Below are 20,489 nucleotides of genomic sequence, written 5' to 3' on the forward strand. Positions count from 1 at the left end.
AGTTACCCATTTATATGAAAAAAAATGCCATTATCGTAATGATGCTTGTATGTGCATTCTCTTGGGGCAGCGTATTCCCCTTAGCAAAAGTTGTACTCCAAGATATGTCAGGCTTATCGCTGTCCATTTGGCGCTTTGCGATTGCTGTTTCTAGCCTTTTAGTTTTTATGTATATAACCAAAAAGCGCATAGTTTCATTATCACTAACTCAGTATCTTGCGTTAGCAGTCATCGGCTCTATTGGCATTGGAGGGTTAAACTTTGCTCTGTTCTCTGGATTGGAGCACACATCAGCCACAAATGGCGCGTTAATCATGGCTTTAAGCCCCATTGTTACTGCACTTCTGGCAGCCATCGTTGATCAAACCTCCTTGCGGAAATTGCAGCTGTGCCAACTTGGCATCGCCTTATCAGGGGTTTTATTGGTCATTACCAAGGGTGATTTAAACAGCCTTATCAATTTAACAATCAATAGAGGCGATGTGACTATTCTCATCGGTATGTTGGCTTGGTCATGCTACACGGTCTGTGCATCCAAGGTATCGCATTGGTTAGCCCCCCTTGAATTTTCATTAATAACGATGGCTATGGGACTGACGACCTTGTTAATAATTAGCTTGTTTAGGGTAGAAGTAACACCTTGGGAATCGTTTATCACTTTGCCTAACTTCTCATTGGCGAGTTTAATTTACATCGGCGTCTTTGGCACCGTGGTTGGATACCTGTGCTGGAACAGTGGAGTGAAAGCATTTGGCTCCGCAAAAGCCTCGTTATACTTCAACTTGGTGCCGGTATTTGCTGCTTTGGTTTCTGCGTTGATGGGACAAGCAGTCAGCGCAATTCAGTTAATGGGGATGTGTGTTGTATTAACTGGATTAATGATGCCTACCCTACTGCGCTTTATTAATACCAAATATGCAGCTGTCACGGCCTCAAAAATTAAGAGTTAAAATTGGATAATGGCTCATTTATATTAGTTGGGGGTATTACTTCAATAGATAGCAGCATCAGGGTGAAATTCTGCATTGAGCAGTCGCTGCCATTGGCGATCCCACTCTCTAGAGCGCTTTAGCTGGCTTAAGCCTTTGTTAAAATCGTTTTTCAACACTAGGCTACCCTCTCGAGATTTAGGAAATAAAACGTGGGCGGTGTAGGCCAAGAATGGTTTGTCGCTCGCATGAATTAACGTGGCATGCTCTGGTGTAAAGGCTTTAATGAGCAGCGCCTGCATCGCGACATCACTTAGCAGCACCAAGTCAACGCGGTCGTTGAATAGCATGTTTAAGCTGTGTTTATCATCCGTCACCATCAACACATCCAACTCACCTTGCTCTACCGCTTTATGAAACTCTGGCACATATTCATACCCCAATGTTGCACCAATCCGAAACTTTTTCAGATCATATATGTTTTCCCATTTTGGCAAAGGAGTTGTCTTTCTAAAATAGGCGAGCAAATTGCCTTTATAAATCTCATCGCTACAATAAAACGAATCAGCATATTCAGGCTCACACACCCAGTAAGACGCCATATCAAATTGCCCCAAGTTAGTTGATTGAAAGCTACGCTTCCAAGGCAAATACTCAAAGTGTACTTGGTAGCCTTGGCTTTCTAGTGCTAGACGGATGATATGGTTAACAAAACCATCGTTTGCAAGTTGCTTGCCCGTATATGGAGGGTATTCTCCGGTGGCAACCGTTACTACACGCTTAGGTTGAGCCGAAGCGAACAATGAACAAGCCAATAAAATTAAACTCAAAAGTTGAATCATTGTTTCTTCACTATAAAAAACGTCTCTTTTAACTATAGTTGCTTTTTCGAACACCTTCTTCCATACGCTAATTGCCAGCTTTAATACCAATTTTCTTAATTAAGTGGTCTATTTTGAGGCGAGAAAATCTTGTCGATAACTAGGCAAAAATTTTGCTATTTAGTTGTTCTAAACAAGAAACCTTTAACGCGGTTAGCGTCAGATTTACTCCTTCAAATTGGTATAACTCCCGCCTTTTGTGGTTGAAATAGCGTGTTAGCGATGTGCAAATAACACATAGACACCCAAAGACTTCACTTATCACGTAAAAGCTCTTACAATACCGAGGCCATTTTTGTTGCAGATAGTTATGTATAACCCATTGTCAAAGCTAGTTTTAATGATAACGTTATTGGTTGCCCTTGTTGGCCAAACCATGGCTTTTGACTTTGTAGGCAGCAAGGTTTCAGCTTCAATCATAGAAGCAGCCGAGCATCAAACTGTAGTATTGAGCGATGGTAACCTGTCTACAGATACCGATGACTGTTGTGATACACAGTGCTGTGAAAATGACTGCATTTGTCCAGACAACGCATGTACTACATTTGTTTTCATCACACTTCGGCTCAACGTTCCATATCGATTACATACTCATGACCTAGATATTGGTCTGACGCATCGGTACACCGGACGGCATGTGCCGCCCCTTGAACGACCACCTATTTTACCTTCTCCATTAATACCGATATAGCCTGAACCTCAGGTTTTATATCCCGTAGGCTAACTACAACCAATACAAAATAATACCAATGTGCGTAGCCGTCAGTGTGCAACGGACACAGCATGCGTTGTAATACCACTTTGTTTTAATACTTGCTCAACTTGAGGGAGTAATACCAATTAGACTTAATAAAGCAAATTGGTAAAAGCAGAATATGTTGCAACTGAACTTTACAGCTTGAGTGCTTGGTATTGCTATTCAAATGAAGTAGACATTGCTAAACGTTGGTGTCACACCCAACGCTTTGTATTATTAGAGGTAAAAATGCGATATACATACTCTCCAGTGGCACTCGCCATCCTATTAGCTCCATCTATATCTCATGCTGGAGAACAGCATCACCATGAACATGACGACAATAAAATTGAAAAGATTCAAGTAACGGCATCACGCTTAGGACGGATCGTAACCGAGTCAGCAACAAGAACAGAGATTATAAATGGTGAGGAAATCCAAGAAAAAGCCCTAATGCGTCCGGGTAATATTTCAATGTTAGTTGCCGAAACAGGCGGAGTGCGAGTACAAAATACCTCCCCAGCCCTTGGCAGCGCCAATATTCGTCTACAAAGTTTATATGGTAGATACACCCAGTTATTGAGTGATGGATTGCCACTCTATGGCGGGCAAACAGCTTCAATTGGGTTATTGCAAATCCCGCCCACTGATTTAGCCAACGTTGAAATCATCAAAGGCTCAGCCTCCTCGCTTTATGGTGGCTCCGCACTTGGTGGAGTGATTAATTTGATCTCTCGTACTCCTTCAGATGAATTTGAAGGAGAAGTATTACTCAATGCTACATCAAAAAGTGGTCAAGACATCACTTCGTACTTCGCAGCACCTATTCATGACACCACAAGCATGTCATTAACTGCTGGGATACACCATCAAGCTCAACAGGATTTAGATGATGATGGCTGGCTTGATATGGCAGGATATGAACGTGCAACAGTTCGCCCTCGTCTATATTGGGAAGGTGAAGACGGGGAAAGCTTGTATTTTACGCTTGGCGCAATGACAGAAAATCGTGAAGGCGGTACTCGAGAAGGAGCAACACTAGCTGATGGTAACCCCTTTGTTCAAAGTCAGGACTCACAAAGCATAGACGCTGGCTTTATCTTTGATAAGCCACTGGCACAAACACTGAGCCTAAACCTACGAGGCTCGATGATGCACCAAGAGCATGATCACATTTATGGTATCGTTGAAGAAAATGACACCCATGAAAGCTACTTAATTGAGTCTAGCGTATCCGGGTATAACGACCATATTGCATGGCTTATTGGTATGGCATATCAAGAAGATAGCTTTGATTCACAGGACTTTTCAACTTTTAATTATCGCTATCAGGTGCCGGGATTATTTTCACAGGTAGATTATGAAGCAAGTGAAGATCTTGCTGTGTCATTGAGCGCGCGTACGGATTGGCATAATGAATTCGGCACTCAGTTTAGCCCGCGTATTTCGGTATTATACAACCCGGAACATTGGATTATTCGAGGCTCTTACGGACAAGGTTTTTTTGCCCCAACACCTTTTATTGAAGACATCGAAGATACGGGCTTGTCACGCCTTATGCCCATCACCGATCTTGAGGAGGAGGAAGCAACAACTGCCTCTATTGACCTAAGTTATGTCACTGATAAATTTGAGAGCAGCATTACTTTATTTTCCTCTGACGTTGAAAATGTCACGGCGCTAGAAGTTGTTAATTCGAATACGCCTTCACAGCAGCAACAGGTTCGCTTAATAAATACGAGTGGCCAGAGCGAAATACGGGGCGCAGAGTTACTACTGCGTTATCGTTGGCATGATATCAAATTCACAGGAAGCTATTTATACACAGATGCTACTAAAAACAGCATGTTCGATGCCTCTCGCGTACCACTTTATTTAACCCCAACACACACCGCTGGTGCAGTTATCATGTGGGAGAAACATGGCAGCCACTTATTGGGTTTTGAAGCTTACTACACGGGCACACAACACCTTGAAAACAACCCATACCGAACCAAAAGCGATGCCTATTGGCATCTCGGTCTACTTGGGCAAATTACAGTGGGAAATATTAGCTATTTTCTGAACGCAGAAAATTTACTCAATGTAAGGCAAACTAAAGAGGAACCGCTGCTGTTAACTGCACAAGCGCCAAGTGGCCGCTGGACAACTGACATTTGGTCACGCAATGATGGATTTACCGTCAACGCCGGGATACGAATAAAATTTTAACCTTAATGATTCTTTAACAAAAATAGAGTAAACTACCTAAACTTAGTCATTTTTGATTAACTAAAAAACAAAAGACAATGTTAATTCATTACTTTTAAAATAACATGTTAAATCAATGGCTGAGTTTACGTAGTTAACCTGGGGCTGGATAAAAAGAGCACTAAGTCCTTGCGGGTTGTGTTCACCCCATTTAACTAGCACGCTTGGAGAATAGCTTCACGTATCAAAAGCGTGCCTCGGGATAGTTATCCAAATCTCAGGTTAGTTAATAACTATATGTGTTAATAAGGATTATTTTAATGAAACTTAGTTCAATCGCCGCAATAGTCAGTCTAACGCTATGCAGTGCAACATTTTCTGTTGGTGCTACCGAACAAGAAGAAAAAACAGCAACAATCGGCGAACAAATCTTAGATAAAGTAAAAAGCAAACTATTAAATGGTTTTGGCTCTTTACTTGCCGACGCTGTATTTGGCTCTGGTGGCCCGCAATACGTAATGCTTAGCGAAGAAAGCCTACAAGCGATACAAGATAGAGTTAGAAAGGAAATTGTTCGTGATGCTGAGTATGACTTTATTGCAGAGTTTCGCAGTGTAGAAGCAAGCTTAAAACATTATGGAGATACCGTAAAATACAAGGGTGAAGATCCAGTGTTATTAGGTGGTCTGTTAATTAAAGCCAATGATTTAATTAACCACAGAGCACTTAACAGTCGCTATAATGATGACTTTTTCTACCTTGCTGATACCTACGCGCTAGCTGCATCTGTAGTAGTTGCAATATATACTGAGCGTCACTTAGCAGGGCTGGTACCTAAGTCTACCGTCGTGACCGCAGCAAGAAATTTAGCCAACCAACTCAGCACAATGCTCGCACAGAAAAAACAAGCCGATCTCCCACTTAGATCAGGCTGTGACGACCCAGACCCTTATGATCAAGCGGTTGAATATAGATGCTGGCTAAGAGACCCGTACGGTAATCACCTAGCGTCTTATGTGGTTGAACCTCAGTACCCTGAAGACCATGCTTATTGGGAGAGTAGAAAAGCACAAGCTGAGCTGGAATACAAACAAACAAAGTTTGATAAGATCCAAGCCGTTATCGACCAGTTAAGAAACCTGTAACGTATCGCATACTCGCGTACATTACAAATACGCTGAACGTGGCATAACTTTAACTTTTAGCTAAAGCGATATTACGCTGTTAACCATAGCTATTTTAGTTGATTAACTCCCTTTTATGCTAAGTTCAAGTTAAGTAAAAAAGCCAGTGACGCTATCACTGGCTTTTATTTTGATGCAATAGCTATATTACCTAAGCTGTTACAGCGCTAATCCTAGTATTTGCGCTGCTTTTTCTAAATCGATATCGCCGTGCTCACCCAAAGCAGTCATGCCGTTCTTTTCAAGATTAGCAACTACCGCCGAGATTGCTTTTTCGTCCAAATCGTAGTCTGTTAAACGCGTTTTAACTAGCATCGCTTCAAAAAAGTCTTGCACTGCTTTGATTGTTTTATCAATTTGCACCGCCGTGTCGGCTTCGTTAATATCAAAAACACGCTTACCTAACTGCTGGATTTTCTCTGCTTTTTGCTCTTTCTGTACATACATAAGCGCTGGCAAAACAATAGCAAGCGTTTGTGCATGATCTAGGTTGTATAGTGCGGTCAACTCATGCCCTATCATATGTGTAGACCAATCTTGTGGTACACCTTGACCAATTAAGCCATTTAACGCCATGGTAGCCGACCACATCACATTAGCTCTGACATCATAGTTTTCAGGCTCGCTCAGTGCTTTTGGACCTTCAGTGATGAGTGTTTGTAAAATACCTTCTGCAAATCTATCTTGTAGCGGCGCGTTTACCGGATAAGTCAGATATTGCTCAATTACATGAACAAACGCGTCTACTACACCGTTACTTACTTGACGAGGCGGTAACGAGTAGGTGTATTCAGGGTCAAGTACTGCAAACTGTGGTTGTACTGTGGGCGATGAAAATGCGCGCTTCTGCGAAGTGGCCTTTTTTGTCACCACTGAGTTGCCGTTACTTTCTGAACCTGTTGCTGGTAAAGTCAATACCGCTCCGATAGGTAAAGGGTCGCTAAAGCTTGCACCTTTAACCAAAATATCCCACGGCTCACCATCAAAATGATAGGCAGCTGCAACGAACTTTGCACCATCAATCACGCTACCACCACCCACAGCAAGAATAAAGTTGACGTCGTGCTCCTTTGCCGTGGTCACCGCCTGCATTAATGTTTCGTAGGTTGGATTAGGCTCTACCCCCCCAAACTCAATGACATCAACACCAGCCAGTGCGCTCATTGCTTGGTCGTATACCCCATTCTTTTTGATAGAACCACCGCCAAACAGCAATAGCACTTTTGCTTGCTCTGGTAATCTTGATGTTATTTCACTCATTTGGCCTTTACCAAAGAGGATTTCGGTTTGGTTTTTAAATACAAAATTAAGCATGCTTAATTCCTCTGTGTTGTCTATACGGTAGATATAACGTTCATTCTCTACACTTTGGCTCATTCTCAGTGTAGTTTTTATTGATTTTTGTCTTATTGTCGCCTGTCTGCTACTGGTTGTGGCTTAATCGCGCCCAATACTTGCAATAGCGATAAATATTTTTATGTTTAGGCGAGTAACCAAAAACAGTGAGAGCCTGCAAGCTATGCAAGGCGGTATTCGACATTGCACCACTACTCTTTTAATACAAAGCGCTGTAAATAAAGCACGGCGATTTAAAAGTCTGATATCGTTGCGCTTTACCTGTGTTAATGGAAGCATAATACGTGATTTGCGAATTGAGGAGAATTCGGATAAGTTTGGAGGAGCAATCAGAATTCTTATGGCTTAATATGTTATGTCCCATCTAACCCAGTTAAAAACCTTTGTTGAAGTGTACCGCTGCAAAAATATTACCAAGGCTGCTGCCAATTTAGGCATGTCGCAACCCGCAGTCACGGCACATATTCAAACAATGGAATCAGTGGTCGGAAAAGCCTTATTTGAACGCCAAGCAAGAGGCGTAAAACCAACTCCAACAGCACATGACTTAGCACTTCAGGTATCTAGTCATATTGACATTTTAGAGCAGAAGATAACCTCTATACGGGCGAGATCAGAGGCTGTGTTTGGAACACTAAACATTGCAGGCCCTGCTGAATACATCAGCTTTGTGTCGGGCCCACAAATTGCTAATTTACTCCAAGCAGGTAATATCAATGTAGTGCTACATATCGGCAATAAGATTAATATTTTTGATGCGTTGCTCAACGATACCGCAGATATTGCAATTGCTGCATCAACCCCCGATCCTGCAATATTCGACTATCTAGTGTTAGATAAAGAGCAACTATGGCTCGTCATGAATCGTCTAGAAGGACGAGAGATCCAAGACCGTAAGATCACCGCAGAGTTACTCTCAACCTATAATGTTGTAACTTACGATCAAGACTTGCCACTAGTACGACAATATTTTGACCGCGTATTTAATGCCAGCTGTAACTCCAATGTTATTGCAATTTGTCCAGACATTCGCGCCATCGCACACATTATCCGCTCGGGCATTGGTTATTCAGTACTACCAGACTACTTATGCCGTGATTTAATTAAAGCTGGAGAGCTTATCCAATTGGGATCTGTTGGCCCAGAGAACAACATCTACTTAGTATGGAAAAAAGGCGCTTTGAAGCACCCGCGTATTGCATTTGCAAAAGATGTCATCTCTGCATTTGCAAATATTAACTACCTATCGAATTAAAAACTTGTAAAAAATAATTCTCCGCAGATTTTTTCTCGGTTTCCCTGTTACTTTCATGTGAACGAATAGAGACGGGGTTGGAACAACAATGGACTATCAAAGCCAATATCGTGACTTAACAATTTATTATAACGCGCTAAAAAAAGCGACCAAACAAAATGGTGCTGTACCAGACACAACGCTAAAGTGGCTCAGGCTGGTTGAAACGACATTATTTGAATTACAAGAGCTTGCCCACATGGAAAAAGCCTATATTCAAAAATCAAGAACCATGAATAACCTGATTGAAATGGTATACTCTAGTGCGCCAAATTTAGAATAATCACCGTGCGGTTCGATTATAAAGCAAATAAAAAAGGTGCAGTTAAAAGCACCTTTTTTATTAAAACTGGCGAGCCTAATCTTAGGACGGAAAAACAGTCAGCTTATAGCAATTTTCTTAATTAAGTGATCTATTTTAAGGCGAGAAAATCTTGTCGATAACACCGCTTTCACGTCCTGCTCACGCCGAGGTACCTACGTCCTGTAGGCAGGAAAAAATTTTGCTATTTAGTTGTTCTAAATAAGGATTTTCTAACGCTGCTCACGTCAGACTTACTCCTTCAAATTGAGCAAGTATTAAGTCAAATTGGTATTACTTATCTAGTCAGTGCATTTTAGCAGTAAGTATGAGTTTATTCCTCGTAGCTAAAACCCTGTAGACAAGGTCAATTTACTCCCCCCATCAATACAATAACCAGCTGCTGGAATCTAATTTACGTACCAATACAGTAGCTAACCGCTATACCGTTATGAACTCTTCAAAGCTCAAATTAAATGCTGTGGATTTTGTAATGGTTGCTGTCGAACAATAAAGCCAATATAAAGTACCGCTACACACAACAACATAGGTAGTGCTTTTAAATACTCAAAATAATCATAAAAGAAAGTTACTTCCCAAAATATTTTTGCGAACTCTTCGTTAACACCCACCTTCTCAAGGTTACGAATGAAGTTTTCAACTAGCGCAAGTAAATCTACAGTAGTCATAAACATTACCAAAAAATATAGTGGCCCTTCTGCGTAATTCTTCTCAAAAGCAGTGCAAGAGCTTCCTCGACTAACCAATACAAGTAAAACTTGTCTATTTTTTAATAACGAAAGTAAAACTATATTAATACATAACTGAATCCCAAAAGCAGAAGTATTTTGTATGAAGTTACTTTCAACATTTGGAAAAATTAAGTACTTAATAATAGCGATCATGAAAACATCTAGGCTAAATATAGCTGCAAAAATTAACGCTAAAGATGCACAACTCCTATCACTTCGGAAAAGAATTAAAAGTATACAGATCAAACTACAAATAATAGGCTCAAATACCAGCGAGCTTAATGCTGTAGTCATTATTAATGTTACGAGCGTGCTCTTATCTTTCAAGTTATTTGGATATAACCTCGAGAGCGTCTCTGTATCATCCAAAATATCAGCAAGTCTTACGCGGCATAAATCTGCAAACTTTAATAATGTCCCCAGCTTAAAAGAACTTGCACCACTCAAATAATTATCCAGTGTACGTGTGCTAATATCTAAGTGCCGACATATTGTCTCTTTCGACATGCCTCGACGATGCTTAAGCCCTTGGATTAACTGTCCGACTCGCTGACTGACTTCATATTCTTCTGGTGTTTGCATCGGCTTACGTTCTTTCCCTTATATCCGTTACATTAAACGAGCTTTAAAGCAGTTATCTTCACCAGGTTACCAACTGTTCAGGCTAGCTTTATTATCTTTACGTGCGATTATTGCTGTAAACAGTACCATTACACATGCCCAAGTTGGAGCAGCCTTAAGGTACTCAAAATAATCATAAAAAAAAGTCACTTCCCAAAAAGCTTTAGCAACACTTTCTTCAACACCCAGCCTTTCCAGATTGCGAAGAAAATTCTCCATGAGCGCTAAAAAGTCGACTGATGCTAAGGTAAGAACCAAAAAATAAACGCTTGCCTCTATAGGGCTTCTCTCGAGCACAGATGCAGAGCGACCCCTCGTCACCAAAACACTTAAAAACGCTCTATTTTTAAGCATAAAAAGTAGCAGTAAATTTATACAAAGCTGCAAACCAAAGGCATAAATATTTTCAAAGTAGTAACTTTCAACAGCAGGAAAGATAATAAATTTCAAGCAGTAGGCGACGATAACCTCTAGCATAAAAGCAATAACAAATATGCCAATGACACTTTGACTATTTTTATCTTTATTAGCGTAGAAAAACAACACGCAAAGAATTATCAGTATAATATTTTCAAAGAAAAACAAGCTCCAGATAGAGCTAAAACAAACAATTAGAATACTAAACTTATCTTTTAACTTATGAGGGTGTAATCGCGATAACGCTTCTGTTTCATCTAAGATATCAGCCAGTCTGATACGGCATAAATCTGCAAACTTTAATAAGGTACCTAGCTTAAAAGAGCTTACGCCGCTTAGGTAATTGTCCAATGTGCGTGTACTAATCCCCAAATGCTGACATATTGTCTCTTTCGACATGCCTCGACGATGCTTTAGCCCTTGGATTAGCTGTCCGACTCGCTGACTGACTTCATACTCTTCTGGCGTTTGCATCGTCCTGATACCCTTTTGACTAATCGAGTGAAAAAACATAATGTGAAACCATTTACACAATATATCTGTAGATAAAAGGCTACATATTACTTTAGAAGTTAACAGCTATCTTCATTCTGCGAAAATGGCTAACATGCCTGAATTCATCAATGAAAGATGGATAATTAAACCGTTCTGTTTTTCTAGAGCACGATTTTTTATACTAATCACCTTAATTAAAAGGCCTATCTTGAGGTGAGAAACCTTGTCAGTAACTAGGCAACAATTTTCTATTCAGTCGTTCTTAGTAAGCAAATTTTAACACTATTTAGTGTCAAATTTGATCCTTCAGATTAAGTAAATATTAAGACTAGTTAATATTAGTTTTTTATTGGCTCTCTCTTGGTTCTTACTATCAGTCCTATATATAGTAAAAGTACACACAATAACATCGTTATAGTTTTAAGATACTCGAAGTAATCATAGAAGAATGTTATTTCCCAAAAGACCTTCGCTTTTTCCTCATCGACTCCCAAATGCTCTAAGTTACGAAGAAAATTTTCCATCAACGCTAAGAAATCAATTAATACAGAAGTAATCACCAAAAAGTATAGGGGGCCTTCCGCATAGTTTTTCTCAAACACAGAAGCAGATTTACCTCGAGTAAGAATAACAGCAATAGTCATTCGGTGCCGAAGTAAGATCAGTAAAAGAAGGCTTAAAAGAAGTTGGATTGAAAAGGCATAAATATTTTCATAATAAAAGCTTTCAACTGCTGGGAAGACAATATATTTTAACCCAAATGCAACAGACACCTCTAATGCAAAAACTGCTGCGAAAATGATCGTCAGCAACAAACTATTCTCATCTTTTCTAGCGAAAAATGCCAGCATGATTAACAAAAGAAAAACGATTGGCTCAATGACTGTCGCTTTTGCTACAGAGGCAAGCATTAATGCGGCTACACTCGTTAGTAACGACAGGTTAAATAGACTTCTCATATATTATTATCCTAACCACTAGAACTCTGTGTTTATGCTTCTGAGACTTGATCTTTCGCTCCCCCCCCTTTAGAGGAACCAGAGCCATAAACTTGTTTACATAACGAACGATCAAGGACTATCTTTTTTGGCTTCTTCTGAACAGCCTTCATTGTTCTTTTCCTCATTCTTTTCTCCGTACAGGCTAGAGAGCTTATCTGTATCTTCTAAAATATCCGACAGCTTTACTTTACAGATTTCAGCAAACCTAAGCAATGTACCTAGCTTAAACGAACTGGAGCCATTTAAGTAATTGTCTAAAGTTCTGTTACCCACGCCCATACGTCGGCTAACTTCTTCTCTCGTCCAGCCTTTTTTACGTTTTAGCCCTTGTATCAGTCGGCCGATACGCTGGCTTACCTCATATTCTTCTGGCGTCTGCATCGCCCCACCATATCTCTCGTTCACCCCAACTAAAGTTAACCAAAAGTTTACATGCGGTTAAATTTAAAGACAAGTAGATGACGGTATTATTTTTATGCAGACTGACATACAAAAGTATGCCTTCAGCTGAATACCTTATCACTATCTTGTAATTTTTGGTATAAATGGTTTTTAAAAAACACTCATTATAAAAAAGGGTAAAATCTATTTTACTTCATTATTTTCCTACTAGCTTGCTATTACACCCTCGCTGCTCGCCGCTCTTTTTCTAATTTCGATCCCCATGTACAATACTGATAATATCATTAATGAAGGGATTGCCTTAAAGTACCAAAAATAATCATAAAAAAAGGTGACTTCCCAAAATTGTTGCGCTATTTCAAGTGGTACTCCTAATCGTTCACTACTACGAATAAAGTTTTCAATAAGCGCCGCAAAATCTACAAACATCAAGCAGCAAGCTAAAGAGAATAGCGGGGCATCAACATAGTTTCGCTCAAAAATACTAGGCACTTTACCCCTTGTTACCCAAGCAGCTATCAACATTCTGTGTTTTATCGATAGCGCCATCATGGTACTGAGTAATAAATGCAAGCTAAAAGCGTAGGTATTCTGCATATAATAGCTCTCAGCCATAGGAAAAATAATGTAATTAAGACAATAACCTGAAATCAACGTTAGGAAATAAATGACAAGTAGTATGGAGATAATACTTAAACTATTCTTATCTTTATATGCGTAGAAGAATAACGCAACCAATAATAAAAAGACTGTTGACTCGAATACCATTACGCCTGCTAATGAGCCAAGCAATATGGTAAATATACCTCCTTTGTCTTTCATGTTTTTTGAGTACAAACGCGACAGCGCATCTGTGTCATCTAAAATATCTGCAAGTTTTACTTTACATAAATCGGCAAGTTTTAGCAGCGTACCAAGCTTAAAAGAGCTAACCCCACTTAAATAGTTGTCTAACGTACGAGTGCTAATTTCCAAGCGTTTACATATTGATTCACGGGTCATACCGCGTGTATCTTTTAAGCCTGCAATTAACCGACCAATACGTTGGCTTACCTCATGCTCTTCAGGTGTTTGCATCGTACTACCATGATTGTGTTGCTATCCTTTTACATTTAACCCAAACATTACATTTAGTTAATTATAAAGACAAGTCTCTCACGATAAAGTACACAGATAAAATTGCAAAAGTACACTACCGGAGAGGCAAAATGCCAATATGTTAACAAGCATACCAGCCCCTAACATGGAAAATACTCTACGCATCACCATCACAGTAAGTACAATTACAATCTCACCTATACAATAAGATGTTGAAATAAAAGCTAACTTTTTAGCGGCCAATAATCGTCATGAACTTTGCAAAAGCAACTAAGAACGTGTTAGCTATTTTGTAAATAGTATGACAAAGTAGACGAGTGCGGCAGTGTTTCCAATGGGTAACGGTTATACACAGTATATGATGTGAGTTCGAGTCTCGCCCTGCCGCCATCTCCTCTTTTGAATAAAGAAAGCGATAACACATCAAAAACCCATTACGTCTCCTTTACCAAACAAAGACAAAATCAGCTTAAACACTGAATTTCACATTACTCACTGAGGTTGTAATCCACGCGCCTGCGGGAGGCGCGACCAAGTGCCTTTTGTTGTCTACGCTGCTTTGCTTTTGTTTCAATCCACGCGCCTGCGGGAGGCGCGACGTAAAACTGTGCTGTTAATGAGCATTGAACAACTGTTTCAATCCACGCGCCTGCGGGAGGCGCGACGATGCAAAGAGCACGTAAAAAATCATCTTAAGCAGGTTTCAATCCACGCGCCTGCGGGAGGCGCGACATACCTCATTGTTTAACGCAGTCGATGTAATCTGGTTTCAATCCACGCGCCTGCGGGAGGCGCGACGCACCATAGTTAAACTAAGCGCGTACTTTTCATTGTTTCAATCCACGCGCCTGCGGGAGGCGCGACGACCATACCGGATGACTCATCTATTGAGATCATCGTTTCAATCCACGCGCCTGCGGGAGGCGCGACTTTTAACGTTATCCCAGCGCACCGGATTTAGGTAGTTTCAATCCACGCGCCTGCGGGAGGCGCGACTATCAGCCGTTGTCTGGCCATCATTAGGAACTCGTTTCAATCCACGCGCCTGCGGGAGGCGCGACATGAGGAAAACAATGATTGAAATCTTTTGTACTGGTTTCAATCCACGCGCCTGCGGGAGGCGCGACAGCCTTCTCTCAAAGGCACAAATACACTATCATGGTGTAGAGGTTTCCGCTAGCCATGAGCAAATGTATCAATATCCTTAAAGCTAATCACCAAGAATAAAATTTTTCTTATATTTTTAAAGAGCTTATAAAGTCGCTAGATCCACAGGGATTTCATGAGAACCAAGCCCTAGCGATTACAAAATTAATGGGTCACGAAAAATATCTAACGCAACTTTAGCACCATGATGCTCAACTTTGTTATGCCAATTTTTGCCAAGCTTGTAAAAACGTAAACTGTCGACTTCGGGGTCATAGATAGATAAAAGCTTATTTTTAAAAATAAGCCATTGCGTTGCATCTATTTCACACTCAAATACAGAGTATTGTACGCGAACGCCATAATCTAAACATACTTTTGCTAATTGCCTAAGGCGCTTTTGCCCATCTTCACTAGTAAACGAGACATCGTAAGTGACCAATACCATCATGGTTCATAATCCTTATTTTTTAATCACAAATGGCGGATAACTTGCTAAATCACCACGTAAGTGGCGTGCTAATAACATTGCCTGCACATGAGGCAACAAACCAATTTGCACTTTCTCTTGTAAAAAAGGGTGGAGTACTTCTTCTTGTTTCTTAGCTTGATATGCTTGGAACACTTGCTTTCGAGCATCATCTTTAATGGTCACGCCACCTAAACAATCAGTTTCAAAATCTCTCAAAGTGAGGGTTTGGTTGTTAAACAGCTTTAACGCAATAGTATCGACGGTATAGGCTCTAAACTCTTCTAAAATATCGAGGGCTAAACTGTTTCTGCCGGGTCTTTCTTTATGTAAAAAACCTACTTGAGGATCAAGCCCGACGCTTTGCAATGCACCGCTTATCTCTTGCCCAAGGACTGAATAGAGTAAAGAAATAACGGCATTGACTGGATCTTTAGGTGGCCTGCGTGTGCGTTTATCAAATAGCTGCTTTTCAGCATTGCCTTTGAACATATCAGCAAATGCAGCGAAGTAATGCGATGCGGCTTCACCTTCTAGCCCTAAAATGGTTTCGTAGGCAGTTGCACCTTTTAGTTGCTCAATAATTTGTTTTAAGCGTTCTATCGCTTTTTCGATTTGTGGTGTGGCTGTGTGATTACGCCTAAAACGCAACAGTAACATACGTGATGAACGAATTTTTGCAGCAACAATATGTTTTGCCAGTTCGTTTGCGGTTAATTCATCAACATTAAACTGCTGCCTGCGCAGCAATACATTACCCGTTTGCTTACCGACCACATTAGCTAAAAAGCGGCCGTGCATATCAAAAAAAGCCAAGTGTGTACCGTTTTCGCCACAAAAACCCAATAACTGCGGCGAAACCATAATGTTACCAAAGCAAAATATACTGCCTATGGAGTGGATTGGCAGCTGCATCAACTTTTGCTTCTCGCCTGCTATTTTTTGCTCAATCAACAAGGTTTCTCGTTGTTTGTGTAAATACACGCCGTCTTTGGTGATATAGAGCGAATTTTGTAGCTTTTTCATTCAGCCTCCATGTTAAATAACGACTCGATATAACGGTTTGAAGCATCATGTTCAGTTAAGTTTGGTTGGCAAATATCAATGAGTGAGCAAGCTTTACAATGTTTGCCTGTTGTCGGTGCGGGTGTGCTGCCGTTTATAAATAATTGTTGTACTTGTGCTATTAAGTCTTTAGTTTGCCTTCGCAAGCTTGTGTCGAATTCAATTTCAATGCGTTTTCGTGTTTGCCAATACCACAGCGCACCTTGCTTTACTTCAACGGCGAGCATTTCTTCAATGCACATTGCCTGCGCACAGAGTTGCACTTTATCTATGTCGTTAGTTTTTGGCTTACCGCGTTTGTATTCAACAGGAATAAACTGGTTACTTGTCTTATGGTGTTCAAGCAAATCAAGTTTGCCCGTTAAGCTAAGTTGTGGCGCAGTCACCACTACGCCACGTTCAAACCGCACGCCTTTTCGCGTTTCAGGCTCGCCATTATCTACACGCTCATGTAGCTGCCTACCATGCGCGGTTAAATAATTTTCTTGCCACACTTGCTCAAGGTGGATCAACGCACATTGGCGCTGACAAAAAGCAAAGTGTTGTAGAGCGAAAATGTTGATAAAGCGTGCGTCAGTCACTAGAAGCCTTCTATGACTTCAGGCTCCAGCCCTTGCAATGCACTGATCAATGAATCATTTAATGCTGCGGTTTCAAGTGGTAAACCTTTCTCGATATGATCTCTTAGGCTTTGGTGTACTTTGGCTGAAGAATATTGCCCCGACTTTGAGCCGTGCTGCCACCACACAAGGTGTGAAATCCCCATTGACCCCTCAGGCCGAGCTGATGATGCGTCTCCTTCAAATAATTTCACTAATACTGCTTTTATCTTTTCTGCATCTGCATCACTAAAGCCGGTTTTTTCAGCCAGTTGCGGAGTCATCGCGCCAAATGCAACATACGTGGCTTTGTCAACTCGATGTTTCATCCCCATCGTATCTGAGGACTTTTTACTGCCATCCCCTTCACCGCTGACACTTTTGGTAATTTGGGTACTCGTAATGCTCACAGGTTCAATACTAAAGGCACTTTGAATAGTGACGGGGCCGCGGATCGGAATAGATACGCCATCGGAGCCTGTCCCCTTAAACGCAAACACTTGGCCAAATGCACGCACATCTAACCATTTTTCACAGCACTTTTTAGCGGCTTCATCAGGCGCTGTTTTTTTGCTGTTAAACGTCTCTTTACCTAACCCAAATTCATCAGACTCAGCACGGTTGCGTAAACTAGTCATACCGTCAGTTTTCTTTTCATCAGATTGTACAAAAATACTCTCTCCCACTTCTTGCAAACGGTCTCGTATTTTGCGCTTTAAGCAAACATCGGTAATTTCGCCAAAACCATCATAATCTGTTCGAGGACGATTGCCGTTGAGTGGATCGCCATTTGGGTTAGCGTTTAACACGTTAAAAATTAATGCAAAGTCGATTTTATTTTGTAAGCTCATTGTGATATTCCTTTTCTTAAACGGTTTCTTCTAGTGGCGCTGTTGTTTGCGTATCAGTTACTTTTTTAACCCACAGACCTTGCTCAACCTTGTGGCTCTCTAACCACATCATTTGATTGTGAAAGCCAAGTAAAAACTCTGGGCTTAGCTTTTGGTTTGACGTAAAGTCAGCGGGGTCAAACATATCCGTTATTTGACTAATTACTGTTTTAGTTGCTTTGTCATATCCTTGGTAATTATTAAATAGCCTTTGTTGGTAAGGCACTAACGCATTGCTGATATTCAGCCAAGTATCAGAAGGTTTGTTGACAAATTGCGTCATAAAACGCTCAGCTGTTGTTAAACGGTTTGTCTCACTACTTGAAAGCGCAATTTTTTCAATCTTATTTGCCACCGCCAGTAAGCGACCAAACAAGTAGTCGCGGCTGGTATTATCTTGTTGTAATGCCATTGGGTATTCCTTTTGAAGAATTGAATTGGTGGTTCTGATATAAAACCCTTTGATCAGTGAGCAAGCTATCCCCACGTTTTGTAACCAAAGCCATGTTTGATCCGATTTATAAGCAGCTCGGTTAATGGCGCGGTGAAAAGCGCTTTGCATGATGTCTTGCGGAATAGATTTACCCTCAACAATGCAGGGGTATAAGCGTGTGATCAGGTTTTTCTTTAGTGTGTCGGCTGACTTAAGCACGTCTCCATAAACACCATCAAGTACCCTGAATAAACTCGGTGCGCTATACACCCATCGCCAATGCTCGTTGATTTTGACTCTTTGCTGCCAACCCAGATCTCGCTGCCATTGCTCTAACCGAGCTAAAAACTCTTTTGCTATGGTTTCACGATAATACAAAATACCCATACGCCCCGGTGTGGCAGAGTCTAACCCCAGCAGAGCAATTTGCTCATTATCGTCTAATTGGTTTTTTACTTTTATGCCGTTAAAATAACGCGTTAACTGACTGGCATATTCCCGCCCTAAATCCTGTGTATGATCAACAATGTTGCTTGTTTCTAATAAGTTTGCGAAGTCAATAAAGTCTGGTTCGGTAGCTTTTGGCACCGTTTTGCCTGACACCGCCCATGCCAGATAAACTTGATCACCATTTCTAAATACACTTTGCTTCGTTAACAAACAACGCAGTGCATTATGGGCTTTTTGTGTCACTTCAAAGCTAATGTTGCACGCTTCTTCATTAGACAAGAAACGACCTCTAAAGGTATAACCGCTTTTGTCGTTTGCGGAGATTAATTTGGCTTTATCACCACTGTGGCGTATTTTTGCAGGATGATTGCTAGCAACAAGTTTATTTTCTCCGGTGGCATAGCACAACGCTGAGTTATCACCATTTTGGCTGTCAAAAGCAATCCAACTTTGCTGAATACTGGGGTCACGCCAAGTTTTCGCTTGCGGTTCGCCGGGAGTTTCTACGCTCCAGCATACAAGTGCTGAGCCTTGATCAAATAGTCCTTTTTCTTTTGGTAGTGTTTTGAGTAATGTGGGAGCTTCTCCAGCATCTTGCCACTTTGTCAGTAACTTTCTATCTTGCTGATGCAGCACTTTTTCAGCAATGAGGTCTGCTACCACAGTACCTTTGGCAATGTATTGGAGCACAGCAGTTACAGCGGGGTGGCTATACCCTGAATCACACCACGCTTTTAATTGCGCTTGATATAGTTCAAACCCTGGCTTTTTAACCCCACCAAAATCAGCGTAGTCTTTCGCAACGTATTGAATTTTATCCGCCAATGGGTGTGCACATAAACCGCTACTACGCCCCGCAGACTGCTCGGTTGCAGGTAATACAATTTGCGCTTTTTCAAGCACCTCAGCACGAAGAAACTCACCTCGATTGTTGATGACAATATGAATGTGTGCATTTTGAAGAGTATGACAAATCGGCATGACTTGCTGTTCAAACGGCAATGTATCGTTGCGTTTTTCAAGCTCATCATAAGTTTTATAGAGTGTTGTTAACCAAGTCATAGGCAGCGCTCCGTTTGTTCAGCGCTCTGAATATTATGTTCAAGCTCAAAACTTTTGGCATTCATTTTTCTCACATGGCGCGTAACCGGACATGCGCTTACATGAGGATAATCAATCACTCCGTTTTTCATTACGCCATGCCAAAATCGGCTGGTCAATTCGTTGTTGCCGGTTTCATCAGGATACCCAAAACTGTGGAACATTAGGCCAAAACCTAGCTCGTCAATGTTGTCGTAAGCGCCTTCTCCTTCGCCAAACACGCAAGGCTCAACATATCCTTGGCAGTCACGAGTGCCTAAAAAAATGTCTTGTCGGCCACCTTTTTCAAGCATGCGATTTGCTATGGCAAAGTGCTTTCCATCAACCCTATCTCGTGCTAGTTCAGGTCGGTGCTCATTCCACTCAAAATGGGCTTCTACTTGGTATTCAACCTCATGCAAAAAGGTGTAATAAGCCAAGGTATTTCCCCCGCTCCAGTTTAATGGTTTGGTACCCTTGGTTTGAGTGCGTAGTGGTTTTATCACCCTAACTCGGTCAACATGCCAAACAAGCGTCGGCTTCCAGTAAATTGACTTTAGTACCCCTTTTATTGCCTCGTAAGTTGGAAGGTGGTATGTGCATTTTTCACCTCCTACTTTTGTTATAGGATCGGTAAACAATGCGTACCTTCCCCATAATCTAAAGCTAATACTGTTTTTCACTTAGCTCTCCTTGTTAA

18 protein-coding genes, 1 pseudogene and 1 CRISPR repeat array are annotated in these 20,489 nt (G+C 41.0%); of the genes and pseudogenes, 6 read left to right on the forward strand and 13 right to left on the reverse strand.

The annotated features are described in order from the left end of the window. Positions 1-14: 14 nt before the first annotated feature. Positions 15-950: a DMT family transporter gene (locus tag J8Z24_RS19335; RefSeq protein WP_128732836.1), complete on the forward strand. Its 936-nt coding sequence runs from the start codon at positions 15-17 to the stop codon at positions 948-950. A gap of 41 nt (positions 951-991) precedes the next feature. Here the strand turns inward: J8Z24_RS19335 and J8Z24_RS19340 are convergent, their stop codons facing one another. After that, positions 992-1,771: a substrate-binding periplasmic protein gene (locus J8Z24_RS19340; RefSeq protein WP_252095670.1), complete on the reverse strand. Its 780-nt coding sequence runs from the start codon at positions 1,769-1,771 to the stop codon at positions 992-994. A 379-nt stretch (positions 1,772-2,150) separates the two neighbouring features. On the opposite strand from J8Z24_RS19340, the gene J8Z24_RS19345 reads away from it, so the two are divergent. The 3 genes from J8Z24_RS19345 (at position 2,151) to J8Z24_RS19355 (ending at position 5,881) form a co-directional block, all read left to right on the forward strand. Continuing rightward, positions 2,151-2,501 (forward strand): hypothetical protein, encoded by a 351-nt coding sequence (locus tag J8Z24_RS19345; protein WP_147391283.1) that lies wholly within the window; start codon positions 2,151-2,153, stop codon positions 2,499-2,501. Positions 2,502-2,795: 294 nt separating this feature from the next. Then, a complete protein-coding gene (locus J8Z24_RS19350) occupies positions 2,796-4,757 on the forward strand; it encodes a TonB-dependent receptor plug domain-containing protein (protein WP_176033582.1) in 1,962 nt (653 codons plus the stop codon). 299 nt (positions 4,758-5,056) lie between these two features. Beyond that, positions 5,057-5,881: a hypothetical protein gene (locus tag J8Z24_RS19355; protein ID WP_128732594.1), complete on the forward strand. Its 825-nt coding sequence runs from the start codon at positions 5,057-5,059 to the stop codon at positions 5,879-5,881. A 198-nt stretch (positions 5,882-6,079) separates the two neighbouring features. Here the strand turns inward: J8Z24_RS19355 and J8Z24_RS19360 are convergent, their stop codons facing one another. Further along, positions 6,080-7,234: an iron-containing alcohol dehydrogenase gene (locus J8Z24_RS19360; protein ID WP_176033545.1), complete on the reverse strand. Its 1,155-nt coding sequence runs from the start codon at positions 7,232-7,234 to the stop codon at positions 6,080-6,082. A 397-nt stretch (positions 7,235-7,631) separates the two neighbouring features. Between J8Z24_RS19360 and J8Z24_RS19365 the strand changes: the two genes are divergently transcribed. Both J8Z24_RS19365 and J8Z24_RS19370 read left to right on the forward strand, forming a co-directional pair. After that, complete coding sequence (locus tag J8Z24_RS19365) at positions 7,632-8,531, forward strand: LysR family transcriptional regulator (protein ID WP_147391285.1); 900 nt, start codon at positions 7,632-7,634, stop codon at positions 8,529-8,531. Between the two features lie 88 nt (positions 8,532-8,619). Further along, on the forward strand, positions 8,620-8,853 hold the full coding sequence (locus J8Z24_RS19370; RefSeq protein ID WP_128730932.1) for a hypothetical protein: 234 nt from the start codon (positions 8,620-8,622) through the stop codon (positions 8,851-8,853). Between the two features lie 485 nt (positions 8,854-9,338). On the opposite strand, the gene J8Z24_RS19375 is transcribed toward J8Z24_RS19370, so the two are convergent. The 11 genes and pseudogenes from J8Z24_RS19375 to cas5c all read right to left on the reverse strand — a co-directional run bounded on the left by J8Z24_RS19375 (position 9,339) and on the right by cas5c (position 20,472). Next, positions 9,339-10,205 (reverse strand): helix-turn-helix domain-containing protein, encoded by an 867-nt coding sequence (locus tag J8Z24_RS19375; RefSeq protein ID WP_252095671.1) that lies wholly within the window; start codon positions 10,203-10,205, stop codon positions 9,339-9,341. 66 nt (positions 10,206-10,271) lie between these two features. Then, the gene (locus J8Z24_RS19380) at positions 10,272-11,135 is read right to left on the reverse strand and encodes a helix-turn-helix domain-containing protein (RefSeq protein WP_252095672.1); all 864 of its coding nucleotides are present in this window, start codon (positions 11,133-11,135) and stop codon (positions 10,272-10,274) included. Positions 11,136-11,494: 359 nt separating this feature from the next. Beyond that, entirely contained in the window at positions 11,495-12,115 is a 621-nt protein-coding gene (locus J8Z24_RS19385; protein WP_252095673.1) for a hypothetical protein, read from the reverse strand. A 150-nt stretch (positions 12,116-12,265) separates the two neighbouring features. Beyond that, positions 12,266-12,538: pseudogene (locus tag J8Z24_RS19390) on the reverse strand (helix-turn-helix domain-containing protein); the annotation flags it as partial. A gap of 228 nt (positions 12,539-12,766) precedes the next feature. Further along, a complete protein-coding gene (locus tag J8Z24_RS19395) occupies positions 12,767-13,636 on the reverse strand; it encodes a helix-turn-helix domain-containing protein (RefSeq protein ID WP_252095674.1) in 870 nt (289 codons plus the stop codon). A gap of 521 nt (positions 13,637-14,157) precedes the next feature. Continuing rightward, positions 14,158-14,784: a CRISPR direct-repeat array (repeat unit 32 nt; unit sequence GTTTCAATCCACGCGCCTGCGGGAGGCGCGAC). Between the two features lie 176 nt (positions 14,785-14,960). Further along, positions 14,961-15,254 (reverse strand): CRISPR-associated endonuclease Cas2, encoded by a 294-nt coding sequence (gene cas2, locus J8Z24_RS19400; RefSeq protein WP_147390926.1) that lies wholly within the window; start codon positions 15,252-15,254, stop codon positions 14,961-14,963. A 12-nt stretch (positions 15,255-15,266) separates the two neighbouring features. Continuing rightward, positions 15,267-16,298, reverse strand: a complete 1,032-nt coding sequence (gene cas1c / locus J8Z24_RS19405) for a type I-C CRISPR-associated endonuclease Cas1c (protein WP_252095675.1) — start codon at positions 16,296-16,298, stop codon at positions 15,267-15,269. After that, positions 16,295-16,918: a CRISPR-associated protein Cas4 gene (gene cas4, locus J8Z24_RS19410; RefSeq protein WP_252095676.1), complete on the reverse strand. Its 624-nt coding sequence runs from the start codon at positions 16,916-16,918 to the stop codon at positions 16,295-16,297. Before cas4 ends, cas1c begins: the two co-directional genes overlap by 4 nt. After that, on the reverse strand, positions 16,918-17,787 hold the full coding sequence (gene cas7c, locus J8Z24_RS19415; RefSeq protein ID WP_147390923.1) for a type I-C CRISPR-associated protein Cas7/Csd2: 870 nt from the start codon (positions 17,785-17,787) through the stop codon (positions 16,918-16,920). Before cas7c ends, cas4 begins: the two co-directional genes overlap by 1 nt. A 16-nt stretch (positions 17,788-17,803) precedes the next feature. After that, a complete protein-coding gene (gene cas8c / locus J8Z24_RS19420; RefSeq protein WP_176032815.1) occupies positions 17,804-19,771 on the reverse strand; it encodes a type I-C CRISPR-associated protein Cas8c/Csd1 in 1,968 nt (655 codons plus the stop codon). Next, on the reverse strand, positions 19,768-20,472 hold the full coding sequence (gene cas5c / locus J8Z24_RS19425) for a type I-C CRISPR-associated protein Cas5c (protein ID WP_147390921.1): 705 nt from the start codon (positions 20,470-20,472) through the stop codon (positions 19,768-19,770). The genes cas8c and cas5c overlap by 4 nt, the downstream gene beginning before the upstream one ends. Between the last annotated feature and the right edge of the window lie 17 nt (positions 20,473-20,489).

Origin of the sequence: Pseudoalteromonas sp. SCSIO 43201, from assembly GCF_023716725.1 — a bacterium.
GTDB classification, from domain to species: Bacteria; Pseudomonadota; Gammaproteobacteria; order Enterobacterales; family Alteromonadaceae; genus Pseudoalteromonas; species Pseudoalteromonas peptidolytica.

Bases quoted from the DNA above. Each gene is read 5' to 3' on its own strand.
- J8Z24_RS19335 (WP_128732836.1), top strand. From the start codon at position 15: ATGAAAAAAAATGCCATTATCGTAATGATGCTTGTATGTGCATTCTCT.
- J8Z24_RS19340 (WP_252095670.1), bottom strand. From the start codon at position 1,771: ATGATTCAACTTTTGAGTTTAATTTTATTGGCTTGTTCATTGTTCGCT.
- J8Z24_RS19345 (WP_147391283.1), top strand. From the start codon at position 2,151: ATGATAACGTTATTGGTTGCCCTTGTTGGCCAAACCATGGCTTTTGAC.
- J8Z24_RS19350 (WP_176033582.1), top strand. From the start codon at position 2,796: ATGCGATATACATACTCTCCAGTGGCACTCGCCATCCTATTAGCTCCA.
- J8Z24_RS19355 (WP_128732594.1), top strand. From the start codon at position 5,057: ATGAAACTTAGTTCAATCGCCGCAATAGTCAGTCTAACGCTATGCAGT.
- J8Z24_RS19360 (WP_176033545.1), bottom strand. From the start codon at position 7,234: ATGCTTAATTTTGTATTTAAAAACCAAACCGAAATCCTCTTTGGTAAA.
- J8Z24_RS19365 (WP_147391285.1), top strand. From the start codon at position 7,632: ATGTCCCATCTAACCCAGTTAAAAACCTTTGTTGAAGTGTACCGCTGC.
- J8Z24_RS19370 (WP_128730932.1), top strand. From the start codon at position 8,620: ATGGACTATCAAAGCCAATATCGTGACTTAACAATTTATTATAACGCG.
- J8Z24_RS19375 (WP_252095671.1), bottom strand. From the start codon at position 10,205: ATGCAAACACCAGAAGAATATGAAGTCAGTCAGCGAGTCGGACAGTTA.
- J8Z24_RS19380 (WP_252095672.1), bottom strand. From the start codon at position 11,135: ATGCAAACGCCAGAAGAGTATGAAGTCAGTCAGCGAGTCGGACAGCTA.
- J8Z24_RS19385 (WP_252095673.1), bottom strand. From the start codon at position 12,115: ATGAGAAGTCTATTTAACCTGTCGTTACTAACGAGTGTAGCCGCATTA.
- J8Z24_RS19395 (WP_252095674.1), bottom strand. From the start codon at position 13,636: ATGCAAACACCTGAAGAGCATGAGGTAAGCCAACGTATTGGTCGGTTA.
- cas2 (WP_147390926.1), bottom strand. From the start codon at position 15,254: ATGATGGTATTGGTCACTTACGATGTCTCGTTTACTAGTGAAGATGGG.
- cas1c (WP_252095675.1), bottom strand. From the start codon at position 16,298: ATGAAAAAGCTACAAAATTCGCTCTATATCACCAAAGACGGCGTGTAT.
- cas7c (WP_147390923.1), bottom strand. From the start codon at position 17,787: ATGAGCTTACAAAATAAAATCGACTTTGCATTAATTTTTAACGTGTTA.
- cas8c (WP_176032815.1), bottom strand. From the start codon at position 19,771: ATGACTTGGTTAACAACACTCTATAAAACTTATGATGAGCTTGAAAAA.